Raw genomic sequence first — 14,032 nt, forward strand, 5'->3', positions numbered from 1 at the left:
TTAACAATCTGATCGCAGCCCGTCGAGCGCCCATGGCCGACTACTCCCGTGTTCTCCACGGCCGGTCGAACGCGATCAGAGGTTGGGAGCGACGCCCGGTGAAGGGACAATCATTTTTGAGCACGAGCGCCCCGCACCGCATCAAAATCGTCACACCTCGCCCCCTTTCATCATCCCGACACATATGTCATTGTAGAAATACAAATGATCAGGGCCGCACCATCGAGGTGCTGACTCGGGCGTTGCGAGGGAGAATCGCCATGAACAGGAAAACTGCATTCATCGCGGCTTTGTTCGGGGTTTTGGCGTTCGCCGCTCCAGCACAGGCGGCGCGTGTCGAGGTGCAATGGTGGCACGCCATGAGCGGCGTGCTGGGCGACCGGCTCAACGAGCTGGTCGAGAAGTTCAATGCATCGCAGGACAAATATACCGTCGTTGCCGTCGCCAAGGGCAATTACGACGAGGTCACCAATGGCGTGATCGCAGCCTATCGCGCCAAGCGGCCGCCCGAAATGGTGCAGATCGCCGAGCGCGGCTACATGACGATGTTGCTCTCGGGCGCGATCGTGCCGGTGCAGGAACTCATGGACCAGAAGGGCTACAAGATCGACTGGCCCGACTTCATCAAGCCGGTGGCGAGCTTCTGGAGCTACAAGGGCCGGATGTCGGCGATGCCGTTCAACTCCTCGACGCCGATCTTCTGGTACAACAAGGAGCACTTCCGCAAGGCAGGCTTCGACAAGCCGGCCGACACCTGGCAGGAACTGGAGGCACAGCTTTATGCCATCAAGGCCAAGGGCGTAAGCGAGTGCGGCTCGGTATTGCCGGGCGACTTCTACTGGAGCCTGCTGGAGAACTACAGCGCCATCAACAACCAGCCCTACGGCACGCTCGCGAACGGCTTCGACGGGCTCGGCACCGAGTTCGTCTACAACAAGACCAAGGTGGTCTCGCAGGTCGCCCGCCTGAAGAAATGGCTCGATGATGGCGTCCTGCAGATCGCAGGCCAAGGCTTCAGCCCCGAGCAATTGTTTACCTCCGGGCGCTGTTCGACCTTCGTCAACTCGACTGCCTCGCACGGCAATATCGAACGCAACGCCAAGATCGAGTGGGGCGCCACCTTCCTGCCGCACGAGAACGACGTCAATCCGCCGCTCAACAGCACGATCGGCGGCGGCGCCATATGGGTCCTGAAAGGCCATACGCCGGAACGCTACGATGCGGTCGCGGCCTTCCTCGATTTCGTCGCCCAACCGGAGACGCAAGTATGGTGGCATGGCGCGACCGGTTACGTCCCCGCGACCAACAAGGCCTACGGTTTGGCGCGCGAGCGCGGCTACTACAAGGACCATCCGACGCGCGAAATCGCGGTGCTGCAGCTCTCCCGCGGCACGCCAAGCGAAAATTCGCGCGGCTTCCGCTTTGGCAATTTCGTGCAGACGATGCTGGCGCAACGCACCGAGGTGGAAGCGGTGTTCACCGGTCAGAAGCAGCCGCAGCAGGCCATGGATGACGCCGTCAAGCGCGGCAACGAGATCCTGCGGCAGTTCGAGAAGCTGAACGCCGGAAAGGATACCGAGGCGGACGGCAAGTCGAAATGAATGCAGGCTCGCCGATCGTCTTGTCCGAAGCGTCCGCGGCGCCAGTGGCGCAGCCTTCCGGCCTGACCAGAACGCAGCATGCGCCGCCCGGTGGAGCCGTCGTCGGGCGTGGCGCGATGCCGCCCCGGCCCGGCAGGGCGCAGACGACCAAGCGCGGCCGACCCGATCGTGAGCCGGGACTGAAGCGGGCGAATTTCGGCCACGGGCCTGGCCTGCCGACACTGTTGCTGTTGCCGCAGTTCCTGATCCTGGTGTTTTTCTTCTTCATCCCGTCGCTGCGCGCGCTGATGCAGTCCGTGCTGCTCAGCGACCCATTCGGCAACAACGTCCAGTTTGTGTGGTTCGACAATTTCAAGGCGCTGTTCGCAAATGGCGAATATCGCCAGTCGATCGTCACAACGCTCTGGTTCACGGTGGCGCAGAACGTGATCACGCTTGCCGTTGGCGTGGTGCTGGCATTCGCCACCGACCGCGTGGTGCGCGCACGTTCCGTCTACCGGACCGTCATCCTGCTGCCCTATGCGATCGCGCCGGCGATCGCCGGCATCCTGTGGGCATTTTTGTTCAATCCCGTCGTCGGCCCGCTCGCACATATGCTGCACGCGCTCGGGATTGGCTGGGATCCCAACCGCAATCCGAGCGATGCGCTGTGGCTCGTGATCATGGCGGCGTCCTGGAAACACATTTGCTACAACTACATCTTCCTGGCCGTCGGCTTGCTGGCAGTGCCGGCCTCGCTGATGGAAGCGGCCGCCGTCGACGGCGCCGGACCGATACGGCGCTTCTTCCTGATTGCGCTGCCGATGCTCGGACCGACCGTCTTCTTCCTCGCCGTGATGAACTTCATCTACGGCTTCTTCGAAACCTTCGCCATCATCGATGCCGTCACCCATGGCGGGCCGGCCGGCGCGACCAATATCCTGGTCTACAAGGTCTATGTCGATGGCTTCGTCAATCTCGACCTCGGCTCCTCGGCGGCGCAGTCGGTTTTGCTGATGTCGTTCGCGCTGATTTGCACGCTGCTGCAATTCCGCTATTTCGACCACAAGGTCAATTACGGGGTCTGACCGCATGGTGGAACGCGCACCCGTCCTCGACACAATCTGTCACGCGATCCTGATCGCCGGCGCGCTGTTAGTGTGCGTGCCGCTTTACTTTGCTTTCGTCGCGGGCTCGCTGACGATCGCCGAGGTGCAGAAGGTACCGCTGCCGTGGCTGCCGGGCGACCAGTTTGTCGTCAATCTGCAGGCGGCCTGGGTCAAGGCCGAGTTTGGCCGCACGTTCCTCAATTCCATTGTGGTGGCGGTCGGCATTGCCGCCGGCAAGATCGCGGTGTCGTTGCTCTCGGCCTTCGCCATCACCTATTTTCGCTTCCGCTACCGAATGCTGGCGTTCTGGCTGATCTTCATGTCGCTGATGCTGCCGATCGAGGTGCGGATCGTGCCGACGTTCGAGGCGGTGGCGAATGCCGCGCTGCCGCTGCAATGGCTCGCCGAGATGTTGCATCTCGGCGATCTCTGGAAATGGATCAGCGGCCATGACATAGCGATTGCGCTCGAATGGAACATGGTCAATACCTATCCAGGGCTGATCCTGCCGCTGATCGCGTCCGCCACCGCAACCTTCCTGTTCCGCCAGTTCTTCCTCACGGTGCCGGACGAACTGTGCGAGGCGGCACGGCTCGATGGCGCCTCGCCGCTGCGGTTCTTCTGGAGCATCCTGCTGCCGCTGTCGGTCTCGAACATCATAGCGCTTGCGATCATCCTGTTCCTGTTCGGCTGGAACCAGTATCTGTGGCCATTGCTGTTCACCACCGACAAGGACATGGCGACCGCCGTGATCGCGCTAAAGAATCTGATCCCGCGCTCCGACAATGAGCCGGCCTGGAACATCGCCATGAGCGGCGCGCTGCTCACGATGCTGCCGCCGACGCTGGTGATATTGCTGTTGCAGCGCTGGTTCCTCAAAGGGCTCATCGACAGCAGCAAATAGGGACGAAGCATGGTTTTCATCGCCGGACACCGTGGCGCCCGCGACCTTTGGCCGGAGAACAGCCTGCTCGGCTTCCGCAATCTAAGCGGACTTGGCGTCGAAGCGGTCGAGTTCGATATTCACCAGAGTGTCGACGGCGCGCTGGTCGTCATCCACGATCCGCTGCTCGATCGCACCACCCATGACGCTGGACCGGTCGGTGTCCGCACGCTGAAACAACTGACCGCCACGCGCCTGCGCGAGGCTGGCGAAGAATGCATTCCGACGCTTGACGCCGTGCTCGATCTGTACAGCGACTCACGGCTGGAGCTTCACATCGAGATCAAGACCGATGCCTTCGGCAATCCCTATCCGGGCATCGAAGGGCGCCTCGTGGACGCGGTGAAGCGGCGGCGGCTGGAGCGGCGCGCGGTGATCACCTGCTTCGTCCCCGGTGTGGTCGAGATGGTGCGGCGGCTGTCCCCGCAGGCGCGGGTGCTGGTCTCGCTGGATCGGCGATCGGCGGAGATGATGGGTGGTATCTCATCAGCACTCGACCGTCTCGCCGCCATCCCGGACTCCATCGTGGCGATCGAGAAGTCGCTGCTGTCCCTGACGCTTCCGTTGGCGCTGAAGGTTCTCGGCCGCGAACGGCTTGGTGCCTGGGTGACGAACGAGCCGCAGGAGATCGCCCACTGGCTCGCCCAGCCGGTGCGGCAGATCACCACGGACCGGCCGGATCTCGCGGTGAATATCCGGCGCGGGATGCTGTCCGCGCCCGCGCCATCATGAGCGGCCTCGTGATGCAGCGGCGGCGCTTCCTCGCGGGCTCGCTGGCCAGCGTCGCGGTGGCCTCGCCATTCGGAATCGTGCGTGGTGCACCGGTGACGTTCGGCGCGGATCCATACACACTTGGCGTTGCGTCCGGCGCCCCGCGCGAGGACAGCGTCATCCTGTGGACGCGCCTCGCGCCGCGGCCGCTCGAGGAGGGCGGCATGACGCCTGCACCGGTCGAGGTCGAATGGCAGGTTGCAGAAGATGAGGGATTTACGCGCATCGCCGCGCGCGGCGTCGAGCGGGCGACCGCGGAGCTTGCGCATTCGATACACGCCGAGGCAAAGGGCCTGCGTCCGGGCCGTATCTATTGGTACCGATTCCGCGCTGGCTCGGCGGTGAGCCCGGTCGGGCGCACCCGCACCGCGCCAGTCGGGAGCAACAGCCGATTCCGGTTTGCCTTCGCCTCCTGCCAGCAATACGAGCAGGGCTACTACACCGCGTATCGCGACATGGCCGCGCGCGATCTCGATCTGGTCGTGCATCTCGGCGATTACATCTACGAAAAGTCCTGGGGCACGCGCCATGTGCGTGAGCACGGCGTTGGGATACCGACGACGCTTGCCGAGTTCCGCAATCGCTACGCGCTCTACAAATCCGATGCTGACCTGCAGGCCGCACACGCCGCCTTTCCGTGGCTATCGATCTGGGACGACCACGAGGTGGCCGACGATTACGCCAATGACCGCTCCTACACGACACGCGACCCGCAGCGATTCCTGAAGATCCGCACCGCGGCCTACCAGGCCTATTACGAGCATATGCCGTTGCCGCCGTCGGCGCGTCCAATTGGGCCGAATGCGACCATCTACGCGCATTATCGTTTCGGCGACATGCTGGACCTGCTGCTGCTTGACGACCGGCAATACCGTTCCGCGCCGGCTTGCGTGAAGGGTGGGCGTCCGACGACGGTGGCGGACTGCGAGGAGCGAACCGAGGAGGCGCGCACCATGCTCGGAGGTTCACAGGAGCGATGGTTTGATGCGCGCCTGGGCGACAGAAGGGGGCGCTGGACCATCGTGGCGCAGCAGACGCTGATGGCCGAAACCAGGCGAAAAGACGAGGAAGGTGGCGACCGCTTCTGGATGGATGGCTGGGATGGATATCCCAATGCCCGCCGCCGCCTGCTCGATTCGATCGTCACCCACAAGGTGCGCAATCCCGTCGTCATCGGCGGCGACCGCCACGCTTACTTTGCTGCCAATCTCAAACGCGATTTTTCGCGGCCGCGTGAGGCAACCATCGCGGCCGAATTCGTCGGCACCTCGATTACCTCGGACGGACCGGGCGAGAGCAGCGTGCGCAATGCGCTCGCCGGCAATCCGGGCCTGGTCTATGCAAACGGTGAAAAGCGCGGCTATGCAGTCGTAGCGCTCGATGTGCGATCCTGCACGGTCGGTTTCGAAGCGCTCGACGACGTCAAGGACGCGCATAGCGCGGTACGCCGGCTCGCGACCTTCGCGGTCGAGGATGGTGTGCCCGGCGTGAAGGCAGCTTGAATTGAACAGCTTCCAGCCAACAAGGTTGATGCCGATGCCCGCTGAGACGGATTTGATGGCGCTGATGCGCGGCGCCGAGCCGGTGGTGGCGAAAGCGGCCGCGACGTTGGTCGAGATGCAACGTGCGCCGCGCGCGACCGCGCGCAAGGAGCTGCGCGACATCGTCACCGATGCCGATCTTGCCGCGGAACGGGTCGTGATCGACGGGCTGAAGACGCTGACGCCGGGAGCCGCGATCCTTTCGGAGGAGCGGGGCTTTAGCGGCGGCGCAAGCTCGTCGCGGTGGATCGTCGATCCGCTCGACGGCACCATAAACTACGCTACCGGTTTGCCGTGGTTCTCGGTGAGCGCCGCCTACCATGATGGCGGCGAGGCGCTGGTCGGCCTCGTCGAGTCGCCACTGGCCGACATCCGCGGGCGCTACGTGCGCGGCGCCCTTGCGACCGTGAACTGCAAGCCGGTGCGGGTGTCGGACACGCGCGCGCTTGCGGACGCGGTGGTCTCGGTGATCCTGACCTCGCATTATCAGCCCGACGAAGTTCGGACAGCCGCGGCCATCATCGAACGGCTTGGCTCGGCGGTGCGAGGTGTCCGCATCGTGGTCTCGGGCGCGCTCGAGATGACATGGATCGCGACCGGCCAGCTCGATGCCTTTGTGTCGGTCAAGGCCGATCTCGTCTCGCACGCCGCTGCGATGCCGCTGGTACACGCGGCGGGCGGGCGCGTGACCACGATTGCGGGCGCCGATTCGCGGTTTGACGATTTGCAAAAGATCGCCTCAAATGGCCACATTCATGATGAGCTTTTGAGGCTGCTGCAGGAGATTGCGCTGTGAGTGACCAGACCATCCTGCGGGTCGCCTGGCTCTATTACATGGAAAACCTGACCCAGGCCGAGATCGGCGAGCGGCTCGGACTGACGCGCGCGCGAGTCAACCGCATGCTCTCGGAGGCGCGGCATAGCGGCATCGTCAGCATCCGGCTCAATTCGGCCTTCGCAAACTGCACCGAGCTCGAACATCAGTTGCGGCAGCAATGCGGGCTCGATGATGCCGTGGTGATTCCGAGTCCGGAAAACCCCGAACTGGTTGCCAGCCTGATCGGAATGGCGGCGGGGGCCTATCTGTCGAAATTCCTGGAAGAGAAGCGCCCACGTACCGTCGGCATCGGCTGGGGCGCGACCTTGCGCGAAACCATCCGCCACGTTACGCCCGCGGAATATCCGGAGCTCTGGATCGTCTCGATGATGGGCGGGCTTTCGCGCGGCCTTGAGCTCAACACTTTCGAGATCGCGGGCGAGCTAGCGCGCCGGCTGCACGCAAAATGCAGCTATCTGGCGGCCCCGATCTATGCCAGCAGTCGGCGCTCGCGCGACACTTTCATGGCGCAGGAAGTCTATGCCGAGGTATTGGACCGCGTCGATCGGATCGATCTCGCGCTGCTCAGCATGGGCGACCTCTCGCCGCGCTCGCTGCTGGTTCGGCACGGACTGCCGCCCGACGTCGGCATCGAGGATTTGCGCGCGGCCGGCGCCGTCGGTGACGTGCTCGGGCAGTATCTCGACCAGTCCGGCCGGCAGATCAACCACGGCATCAACGCGCGCGCGATCGCGTTGCCGATCGAGAAACTCGCGAGGGCACCGACCGTGATGCTGATCGCGGGCGGGACCAACAAGGCGCCGGTCATTGCGGCGGCGCTGCTCGGCCGGATCGGCAAGGTGCTGGTGACGGACGAGAAGGCCGCAGCCGGCGCGCTCAAGCTGATCGGCAAGCAGCGGTGAGCCTGTTTCTCGGGCTCGACATCGGCACCTCCTGCGTCAAGGCGATCATCGTCGACGCCGAGGATCGCGAGCAGGCCGCGGCGGAAGCGCCGCTTTCGATCGATCGCCCACAACCGCTGTGGTCGGAGCAGCATCCGGACGCATGGTGGGCGGCGGCCGCCGCCGTGCTCGACCGCCTCGCGTCCTCAGCGCTGCCAGCGCGCTGACATGGATCGCAGGCATTCTCGGCGTCGCGTCGATTGGGCGGTTCGTCGCCGAGATCGAGGCCGCAAATCTTTCGCCGGCGGAGATACCGGTGTTCTCCCCTATCTCGGCGGGGAACGAACCCCGCATGATGATCCGCTCGCCAGCGCCACGCTGTCGAACCTGCGCGCCGCGGCAGGGCCGCTTCACATCGCCCGCGCCGTGCTGGAAGGCGTCGCCTTCGCGATGGCCGACTGCCACGATGCGCTGACGGAAGCGGGTGCGCCCATTGATACGATCGCGTTGGTTGGCGGCGGGGCGCGCAGCCGTTTCTGGGGACGGCTCATTGCGACCGTGATTGACCGTCCCTTGCTGTTGCCGCCGCTTGCACCGCTCGGGCCCGCGCTCGGCGCCGCGCTCCTGGCGCGGCAAGCCAGCGGAGGCGCTTTGATCGGGGAGGCCGCGTCGAACGCCACGATCACGCTTGAGCCTGATACCGCATCCTGCGCCGGCTTGCAGGCGCGACGCGAGATCTTCCGGCAGCACTATGCCAAAATGCCAGGTTCCTGAGCCTTATTGACGAAGTAGAACATTTGTAATTGTAAAAAGACAGATGTATATTGCACGTGCCGATGGCACCGCCGGAAAACAATCAGGGATCAGGGCTTGGACATGCGCGCAGCGGTTCTCCACGACATTCGCGACATCCGCGTCACTGACATCCCGGCGCCGACGCCTGCGGCAGACGAAGTGATCGTGCGGGTCAAGGCCGTCGGCGTGTGCGGCAGTGATCTGCATTCCTATCTCGAAGGCGGCACTACCGGCCCGACCCGGATCAATCCGTTCGTGCTCGGTCATGAATTCTCCGGCACGCTGACCCCCGACACCGCGCGACGGGCAGGGTTGCCGGCCGATGCGCTGATGGCGGTCGATCCTGCGATTTCCTGCGGCCGTTGCGAATGGTGTCACCGCGGCCACACCAATTTGTGCCCGAACGTACGCTTCCTCGGCTACGCGCCCAACAACGGCGCCATGGCCGAGTTCGTCTGCGTGCCGAAATCCGCCGTACATGTCGTGCCTGACAGCATCGATCCCGCCGCCGCGGCGCTCCTGGAGACGCTCGGGGTTGCGATCCATGCCATGGACCTCGCGCGCCCGCGACTAATGGAAACGGTCGCCGTGCTCGGTTGCGGCCCGGTAGGATTGCTGCTGGTGCAACTGGCGCGGCTGGCTGGCGCCGGCAAGATCGTCGCCATCGACCCGGTGGATGAGCGCACCGCGCTGGCTTGCGATCTCGGCGCTGACGTCGCTTGCCGCAGCCATGACGAGGTCGCGGGCGCGACGGAGGGCCGTGGCGCCGACCTCGTGATCGAGGCGACCGACTCTTCGCACGGTTTCGAGCACGCCGCGCGCTGCGCCCGCATCGGCGGCCGTCTCGTCATCGTCGGCATTCCCGAGAACAATCAATACGTCCTGAGCGGTGCCGAATCGCGCCGCAAGGGACTGTCGATCAAATTCTCCCGGCGTATGCCGGAGGTTTATCCGCGCGCAATTGCGCTGACGCAGAGCGGCCGCGTCAAGCTTTCCCCGTTGGCCACGCATCGCTTTTCGCTCGACCAGACGCCGGCCGCGTTCGAGCAGCAGGTCGCGCGTCGCGACGGAATCATCAAGGCGATCATCTATCCGTAGGTCTGACGTGCGAATGACGTGCCGACGCAGGCGATCTGGCATCTCTGGCTAGCGACCCGTCTTGTCCAGGCAGAAGCGGTGCTAGGCCGCCGATCCTGAAATGGAAGCTGCACATTCAGTCTTGTTTCGTCATTTCTCGATGCGCATTGAGGCGCCCTAATTTGCTTCCCTGGATTTAATTGTCCAATCAAAAGCGGGCAGGCGAGGTCGCGAAAGGCGTTCGCTGAAACTCCGGCAACCGCATGATCGGGATCACAGGAGAGCGATAGTAGAGAAAGGAATCCGGCGACCGGGATCGGCGCAAAGCAGGCGGGACGCCCAGCTTTTCGGTTGAAATTGATCTAAATGTCAGATTAAACCCAAAATAGTAGGGGTAGGGGCTGCGTTTTATGGTCGACGAAAGTGGGGGCGTTTCGCCGTCGACGAATGTCGAGGCGCTGGTTCTCCTGTTGCGTTTCCGGGAGATCGCAGCCGATCCTGCGCAGATCAGGCATCAATATCCGGTTGCACGGTTCGGCAGCGAGGAGTTCCTTCGCTGTGCGCGGGACCTTAAACTTCGCGCTCGGACGATCACGACGGAATGGAGCCGATTGGTCAAGACGCCGCTGCCCGCGCTTGCGGAAGGCCGCGACGGCGAGTTCGTTATTCTGGCCCAGGTCGGTCCCGACAAGGCACTGGTCCAGGATCCAAAGGTCGGGCGTCCGCAACTGCTCAGCCGTGCGGAGTTTGAGGAGCGTTGGAGCGGCCGGCTCGTGCTGATCACGCGGCGCGCTTCGCTGAGCGATCTCGCGCGCAAATTCGACGTCACCTGGTTTCTGCAGGCGATGCACAAGTATCGCCATCTCCTTACCGAGGTGCTGGTCGCCTCGTTCTTTCTGCAGCTGTTCGCGCTGGTCTCGCCGCTGTTCTTCCAGGTCGTGATCGACAAGGTGCTGGTGCATCGTGGGCTCACCACGCTCGACGTTTTGGTGTTCGGGCTGCTCACAGTCTCGATTTTCGAGTCCTTGTTGGGCGCTCTAAGAACATACGTGTTTTCCCACACGACAAACCGCATCGATGTCGAGCTCGGTGCGCGGCTGTTCCGCCATTTGATGGCGCTGCCGATCGGCTATTTCGAAGCACGGCGGGCCGGCGATTCGGTCGCGCGCGTGCGCGAACTGGAGAACATCCGCAACTTCCTGACCAGCTCGGCGCTCACGCTCGTCATCGATCTGTTCTTCACGATCGTTTTCCTGGCGGTGATGTTTTACTATTCACCGTTGCTGACCTGGATCGTGATCGGGTCGTTCCCCTTCTATATCGGCATCTCCGCGGCCGTGACGCCGATCTTCCGCGAGCGTCTCGACGAGAAATTCAATCGCGGGGCTGAAAATCAGGCATTTCTGGTCGAGAGCCTGACGGGCGTGGAAACGCTCAAGGCGATGGCGATCGAGCCGCAGATGCAGCGTCGCTGGGAGGAGCAGCTCGCCGGCTATGTGCAGGCCAGTTTTCGGGTGCTGTCGCTTGGCAACTGGGCCAGCCAGGGCGTGCAACTCATCAGCAAGATCGTCACCGCGCTGACGTTGTATTTCGGTGCGTATCTTGTCATCGATGGCAATCTTACCGTCGGCGAGCTCGTCGCCTTCAATATGCTGGCCGGCCGCGTCGCTCAGCCGGTCCTGCGGCTGGCGCAGCTCTGGCAGGACTTTCACCAGGCCCGGCTTTCGATCCGTCGGCTTGGCGACATCCTCAATGCGGTGCCGGAGCCGACCTATAGTCCGGGCCGCGCCGCGTTGCCGGCGATCCGTGGCGCGGTCGCGTTTGATCACGTCACGTTTCGTTATCGCCTCGACGGGCCCGAAGTGCTCAAGGATATCAGTCTGGACATACCGCCCGGCCAGATGATCGGCATCGTTGGTCCGTCGGGTTCGGGCAAATCGACGCTGACCAAGCTGGTGCAGCGGTTGTATGTCCCGGAGAGCGGACGAGTCCTTATCGACGGCGTCGATGTCGGCGTCGTCGACGTGGCGTGGCTGCGGCGTCAGGTCGGCGTCGTGCTCCAGGAGAACGTGCTGTTCAACCGCTCGATCCGCGACAACATCGCGCTTGGTGATCCATCATGGCCGATCGAGCGGGTGATGGCCGCCGCCAAGCTTGCGGGCGCGCACGATTTTATCCTGGAACTGTCGGACGGCTATGACACCATGGTCGGTGAACGCGGCAGCGGTTTGTCCGGCGGTCAACGCCAGCGCATCGCCATTGCGCGTGCGCTGATAGGGGATCCCAGAATTCTGATTTTCGACGAAGCGACCTCGGCGCTGGATTACGAGAGCGAGCGCATCGTGCAGGACAACATGCGCCGGATCGCGCAAGGCCGCACCGTCATCGTTATCGCCCACCGGCTTTCCACCGTGCGCCAGGCCGATCGCATCATTACGATCGAACGTGGACGGATCGTCGAGGATGGCAGCCATGACGAGCTGATCCGGAGCGCCGGCCGTTACGCCAAGCTCCATCGCATGCAGGCGGGGCTCCATGAAGTCGGCTGAGGCGGCGGCGCCAACCCCGGAAGGTCCAGCGAACTCAGGCAACGTCGTGCCGTTGCGCCCGTCGTCCCATACCCGGCGCGCCGAGCGAGAGTTCCTGCCGGCGGCGCTTGAGATTATCGAGACACCGGCCTCGCCAGCGGGCAGGGCCGTCGCCGCCACGCTGATCGTCTTCTTCCTGATCGCGCTGGCCTGGTCGATTTTCGGCCACATCGACATCATCGCGACCGCGCCGGGCAAGATCGTGCCGGTCGGCCGAACCAAGGTTATCCAGCCGCTGGAGACCGGCATGGTCACCGCCGTTCATGTCAGGGATGGAGACAGGGTCAAGGAAGGACAGATCCTTGTCGAGTTCGACCGTACCGCCAGCACCTCCGAGCGCAACCGCATCAGGCACGATTACTTGCGGTCGCGGCTGGATGTGGCGCGGCTGGCCGCGCTGCGTGCCGGCCTGGATGCCGGAACAGGCAGCGGCGAATTCGTTCCGCCGGAAGGCGCGCCTGCGTATGAAGTTTCGCGAACCCGGGCGTCGATGATTGCGCAGGCCGAACAGCAGGCTGCGAAGATGTCGGCGCTCGACCAACAGATTGCCCAGAAGGTCGCGGAGGCTGAGGAAATTGCCGCTGTCATCGCCAAGCTCAATGCCGGGCTGCCCCTGATCGCAGAAACCGCCGAGGTCCGGGAAAGGGTCATGAAGATGGAGTTCGGCAACCGCATTGCCCACCTCGATGCGCAGTTGAAGCTGAGCGAGCAGCGCCACGACCTCGTCGTGCAGGAACGCCGTGCCGCTGAATCCCTCGCCGCCCGCAAGGCGCTGGAGGCGCAGCGCGAGCAGACCAGGGCGGAGTACGCCCGTGGCATCATGACCGAGTTGGCCGAAGCCGAGCCGAAAGTTGCGCAGTTCACGGAAGATCTGGTCAAGGCCGAAAAGCGCATGCAGGATCAGATCCTGCGGGCGCCGATCGACGGCACCGTGCAGCAGCTCGCGCTGCACACGATCGGCGGCGTGGTCACCCCGGCGCAGGCGCTGATGGTGGTGGTGCCGACCGGGGCGGGCATCGAGATCGAGGCGATGATCCCCAACAAGGATATCGGCTTTGTCCGCGAGGGCGATGACGCCGAGATCAAGATCGATACCTTCAATTTCACCCGATACGGCCTGTTGCACGGCAAGGTCTTGAGCGTGTCGCAGGACGCGGTGATCCGCGAAAAGCCGGCCAATACGGCCAATAGCGATCGCCAGTCGTCCGGACAGGCGGCGCGATCCAGCGAGCCGCCCGGACAGGAACTGATCTTTGCCGCGCGCGTATCGCTCGACCGGACGAACATGCAGATCGACAATCGCGTGGTCGAGCTGGCTCCCGGCATGGCGACCACGGTCGAGATCAAGACCGGGCAGCGGCGCGTGATCGAGTATCTGCTTTCGCCCTTGCTGCGCTACAAGCAGGAGAGCTTGCGGGAAAGGTGACGAACACCGTCCAATGTCGTGCCCAAAACAGGGCGGGGCGGGCGTGTCGTCCACTTTTCACTTGCGCAACCATAAATTGGTGGTCTAGCTTCCGGCCTATCGGGTTGGGGGTATATGCGTTCTCGATAATTTCAACGCGCGGGCGCGCTTTGCAGGGAATAGCTAGGCTCGGCGTTCCATTCCTACCTTGACATGATCAATTGGGCGCGCTTCGCGGCGAACGCGCGGTGCTGTGCATGAGGGGAGCGTTGTTCTAGTATCCGGCGGCGCCTCGATAGCGGGAGCAATGGATGTCGGATACCAGGAAGACAGCGCCGAGGGGGCGGCGAGTGAACAAGTCCAAGACGGCAAGCAAAGCTGCCGCGGAACCGCTGCTCGGCGAGGCAGCGCTGAAGGAAGCCATGGCCTCGTTCGCGGCCGGTCAGAGCGCGCCGAGTGCACCGGGCACGGGCTCCGCGCAGGCCGGTGCGTCGGCGCCGGGCC

Annotated in this window: 12 protein-coding genes; all 12 read left to right on the forward strand. The window is 63.8% G+C overall.

The window, feature by feature from the left end:
- Nucleotides 1-260 precede the first annotated feature (260 nt).
- The 12 genes from CQ14_RS22455 to CQ14_RS22510 all read left to right on the forward strand — a co-directional run bounded on the left by CQ14_RS22455 (nt 261) and on the right by CQ14_RS22510 (nt 13,549).
- Nucleotides 261-1,601 (forward strand): extracellular solute-binding protein, encoded by a 1,341-nt coding sequence (locus CQ14_RS22455; protein WP_057859998.1) that lies wholly within the window; start codon nt 261-263, stop codon nt 1,599-1,601.
- Nucleotides 1,602-1,717: 116 nt separating this feature from the next.
- Entirely contained in the window at nt 1,718-2,668 is a 951-nt protein-coding gene (locus CQ14_RS22460; RefSeq protein ID WP_057860033.1) for an ABC transporter permease subunit, read from the forward strand.
- Nucleotides 2,669-2,672: 4 nt separating this feature from the next.
- Nucleotides 2,673-3,593, forward strand: a complete 921-nt coding sequence (locus CQ14_RS22465; RefSeq protein ID WP_057859999.1) for an ABC transporter permease subunit — start codon at nt 2,673-2,675, stop codon at nt 3,591-3,593.
- A 9-nt stretch (nt 3,594-3,602) separates the two neighbouring features.
- Nucleotides 3,603-4,364 carry a glycerophosphodiester phosphodiesterase family protein gene (locus tag CQ14_RS22470; RefSeq protein ID WP_057860000.1) on the forward strand — a complete coding sequence of 254 codons (762 nt, stop codon included), beginning with the start codon at nt 3,603-3,605 and terminating at the stop codon, nt 4,362-4,364.
- On the forward strand, nt 4,361-5,905 hold the full coding sequence (locus tag CQ14_RS22475; RefSeq protein WP_057860001.1) for an alkaline phosphatase D family protein: 1,545 nt from the start codon (nt 4,361-4,363) through the stop codon (nt 5,903-5,905). The genes CQ14_RS22470 and CQ14_RS22475 overlap by 4 nt, the downstream gene beginning before the upstream one ends.
- A 34-nt stretch (nt 5,906-5,939) precedes the next feature.
- Nucleotides 5,940-6,740 carry an inositol monophosphatase family protein gene (locus CQ14_RS22480; RefSeq protein WP_199805585.1) on the forward strand — a complete coding sequence of 267 codons (801 nt, stop codon included), beginning with the start codon at nt 5,940-5,942 and terminating at the stop codon, nt 6,738-6,740.
- Nucleotides 6,737-7,684 (forward strand): sugar-binding transcriptional regulator, encoded by a 948-nt coding sequence (locus CQ14_RS22485; protein ID WP_063800397.1) that lies wholly within the window; start codon nt 6,737-6,739, stop codon nt 7,682-7,684. The genes CQ14_RS22480 and CQ14_RS22485 overlap by 4 nt, the downstream gene beginning before the upstream one ends.
- On the forward strand, nt 7,681-7,890 hold the full coding sequence (locus CQ14_RS22490) for an FGGY family carbohydrate kinase (RefSeq protein ID WP_057860003.1): 210 nt from the start codon (nt 7,681-7,683) through the stop codon (nt 7,888-7,890). The genes CQ14_RS22485 and CQ14_RS22490 overlap by 4 nt, the downstream gene beginning before the upstream one ends.
- A gap of 1 nt (nt 7,891) precedes the next feature.
- Entirely contained in the window at nt 7,892-8,437 is a 546-nt protein-coding gene (locus CQ14_RS22495; RefSeq protein WP_057860004.1) for an FGGY-family carbohydrate kinase, read from the forward strand.
- 102 nt (nt 8,438-8,539) lie between these two features.
- On the forward strand, nt 8,540-9,556 hold the full coding sequence (locus tag CQ14_RS22500) for a zinc-dependent alcohol dehydrogenase (protein WP_057860005.1): 1,017 nt from the start codon (nt 8,540-8,542) through the stop codon (nt 9,554-9,556).
- A gap of 389 nt (nt 9,557-9,945) precedes the next feature.
- Nucleotides 9,946-12,084 carry a type I secretion system permease/ATPase gene (locus CQ14_RS22505; protein ID WP_057860006.1) on the forward strand — a complete coding sequence of 713 codons (2,139 nt, stop codon included), beginning with the start codon at nt 9,946-9,948 and terminating at the stop codon, nt 12,082-12,084.
- On the forward strand, nt 12,071-13,549 hold the full coding sequence (locus tag CQ14_RS22510) for an HlyD family type I secretion periplasmic adaptor subunit (RefSeq protein WP_057860007.1): 1,479 nt from the start codon (nt 12,071-12,073) through the stop codon (nt 13,547-13,549). Before CQ14_RS22505 ends, CQ14_RS22510 begins: the two co-directional genes overlap by 14 nt.
- The last annotated feature ends 483 nt before the right edge of the window (nt 13,550-14,032 follow it).

Origin of the sequence: Bradyrhizobium lablabi, from assembly GCF_001440475.1 — a bacterium.
Taxonomy (GTDB): Bacteria; Pseudomonadota; Alphaproteobacteria; order Rhizobiales; family Xanthobacteraceae; genus Bradyrhizobium; species Bradyrhizobium lablabi.

Excerpts from the sequence above, each read along its gene's own strand:
- CQ14_RS22495 (WP_057860004.1), top strand. The coding sequence starts at position 7,892 with ATGGATCGCAGGCATTCTCGGCGTCGCGTCGATTGGGCGGTTCGTCGC.
- CQ14_RS22455 (WP_057859998.1), top strand. The coding sequence starts at position 261 with ATGAACAGGAAAACTGCATTCATCGCGGCTTTGTTCGGGGTTTTGGCG.
- CQ14_RS22505 (WP_057860006.1), top strand. The coding sequence starts at position 9,946 with ATGGTCGACGAAAGTGGGGGCGTTTCGCCGTCGACGAATGTCGAGGCG.
- CQ14_RS22470 (WP_057860000.1), top strand. The coding sequence starts at position 3,603 with ATGGTTTTCATCGCCGGACACCGTGGCGCCCGCGACCTTTGGCCGGAG.
- CQ14_RS22465 (WP_057859999.1), top strand. The coding sequence starts at position 2,673 with ATGGTGGAACGCGCACCCGTCCTCGACACAATCTGTCACGCGATCCTG.
- CQ14_RS22475 (WP_057860001.1), top strand. The coding sequence starts at position 4,361 with ATGAGCGGCCTCGTGATGCAGCGGCGGCGCTTCCTCGCGGGCTCGCTG.
- CQ14_RS22510 (WP_057860007.1), top strand. The coding sequence starts at position 12,071 with ATGAAGTCGGCTGAGGCGGCGGCGCCAACCCCGGAAGGTCCAGCGAAC.
- CQ14_RS22480 (WP_199805585.1), top strand. The coding sequence starts at position 5,940 with ATGCCCGCTGAGACGGATTTGATGGCGCTGATGCGCGGCGCCGAGCCG.
- CQ14_RS22460 (WP_057860033.1), top strand. The coding sequence starts at position 1,718 with ATGCCGCCCCGGCCCGGCAGGGCGCAGACGACCAAGCGCGGCCGACCC.
- CQ14_RS22500 (WP_057860005.1), top strand. The coding sequence starts at position 8,540 with ATGCGCGCAGCGGTTCTCCACGACATTCGCGACATCCGCGTCACTGAC.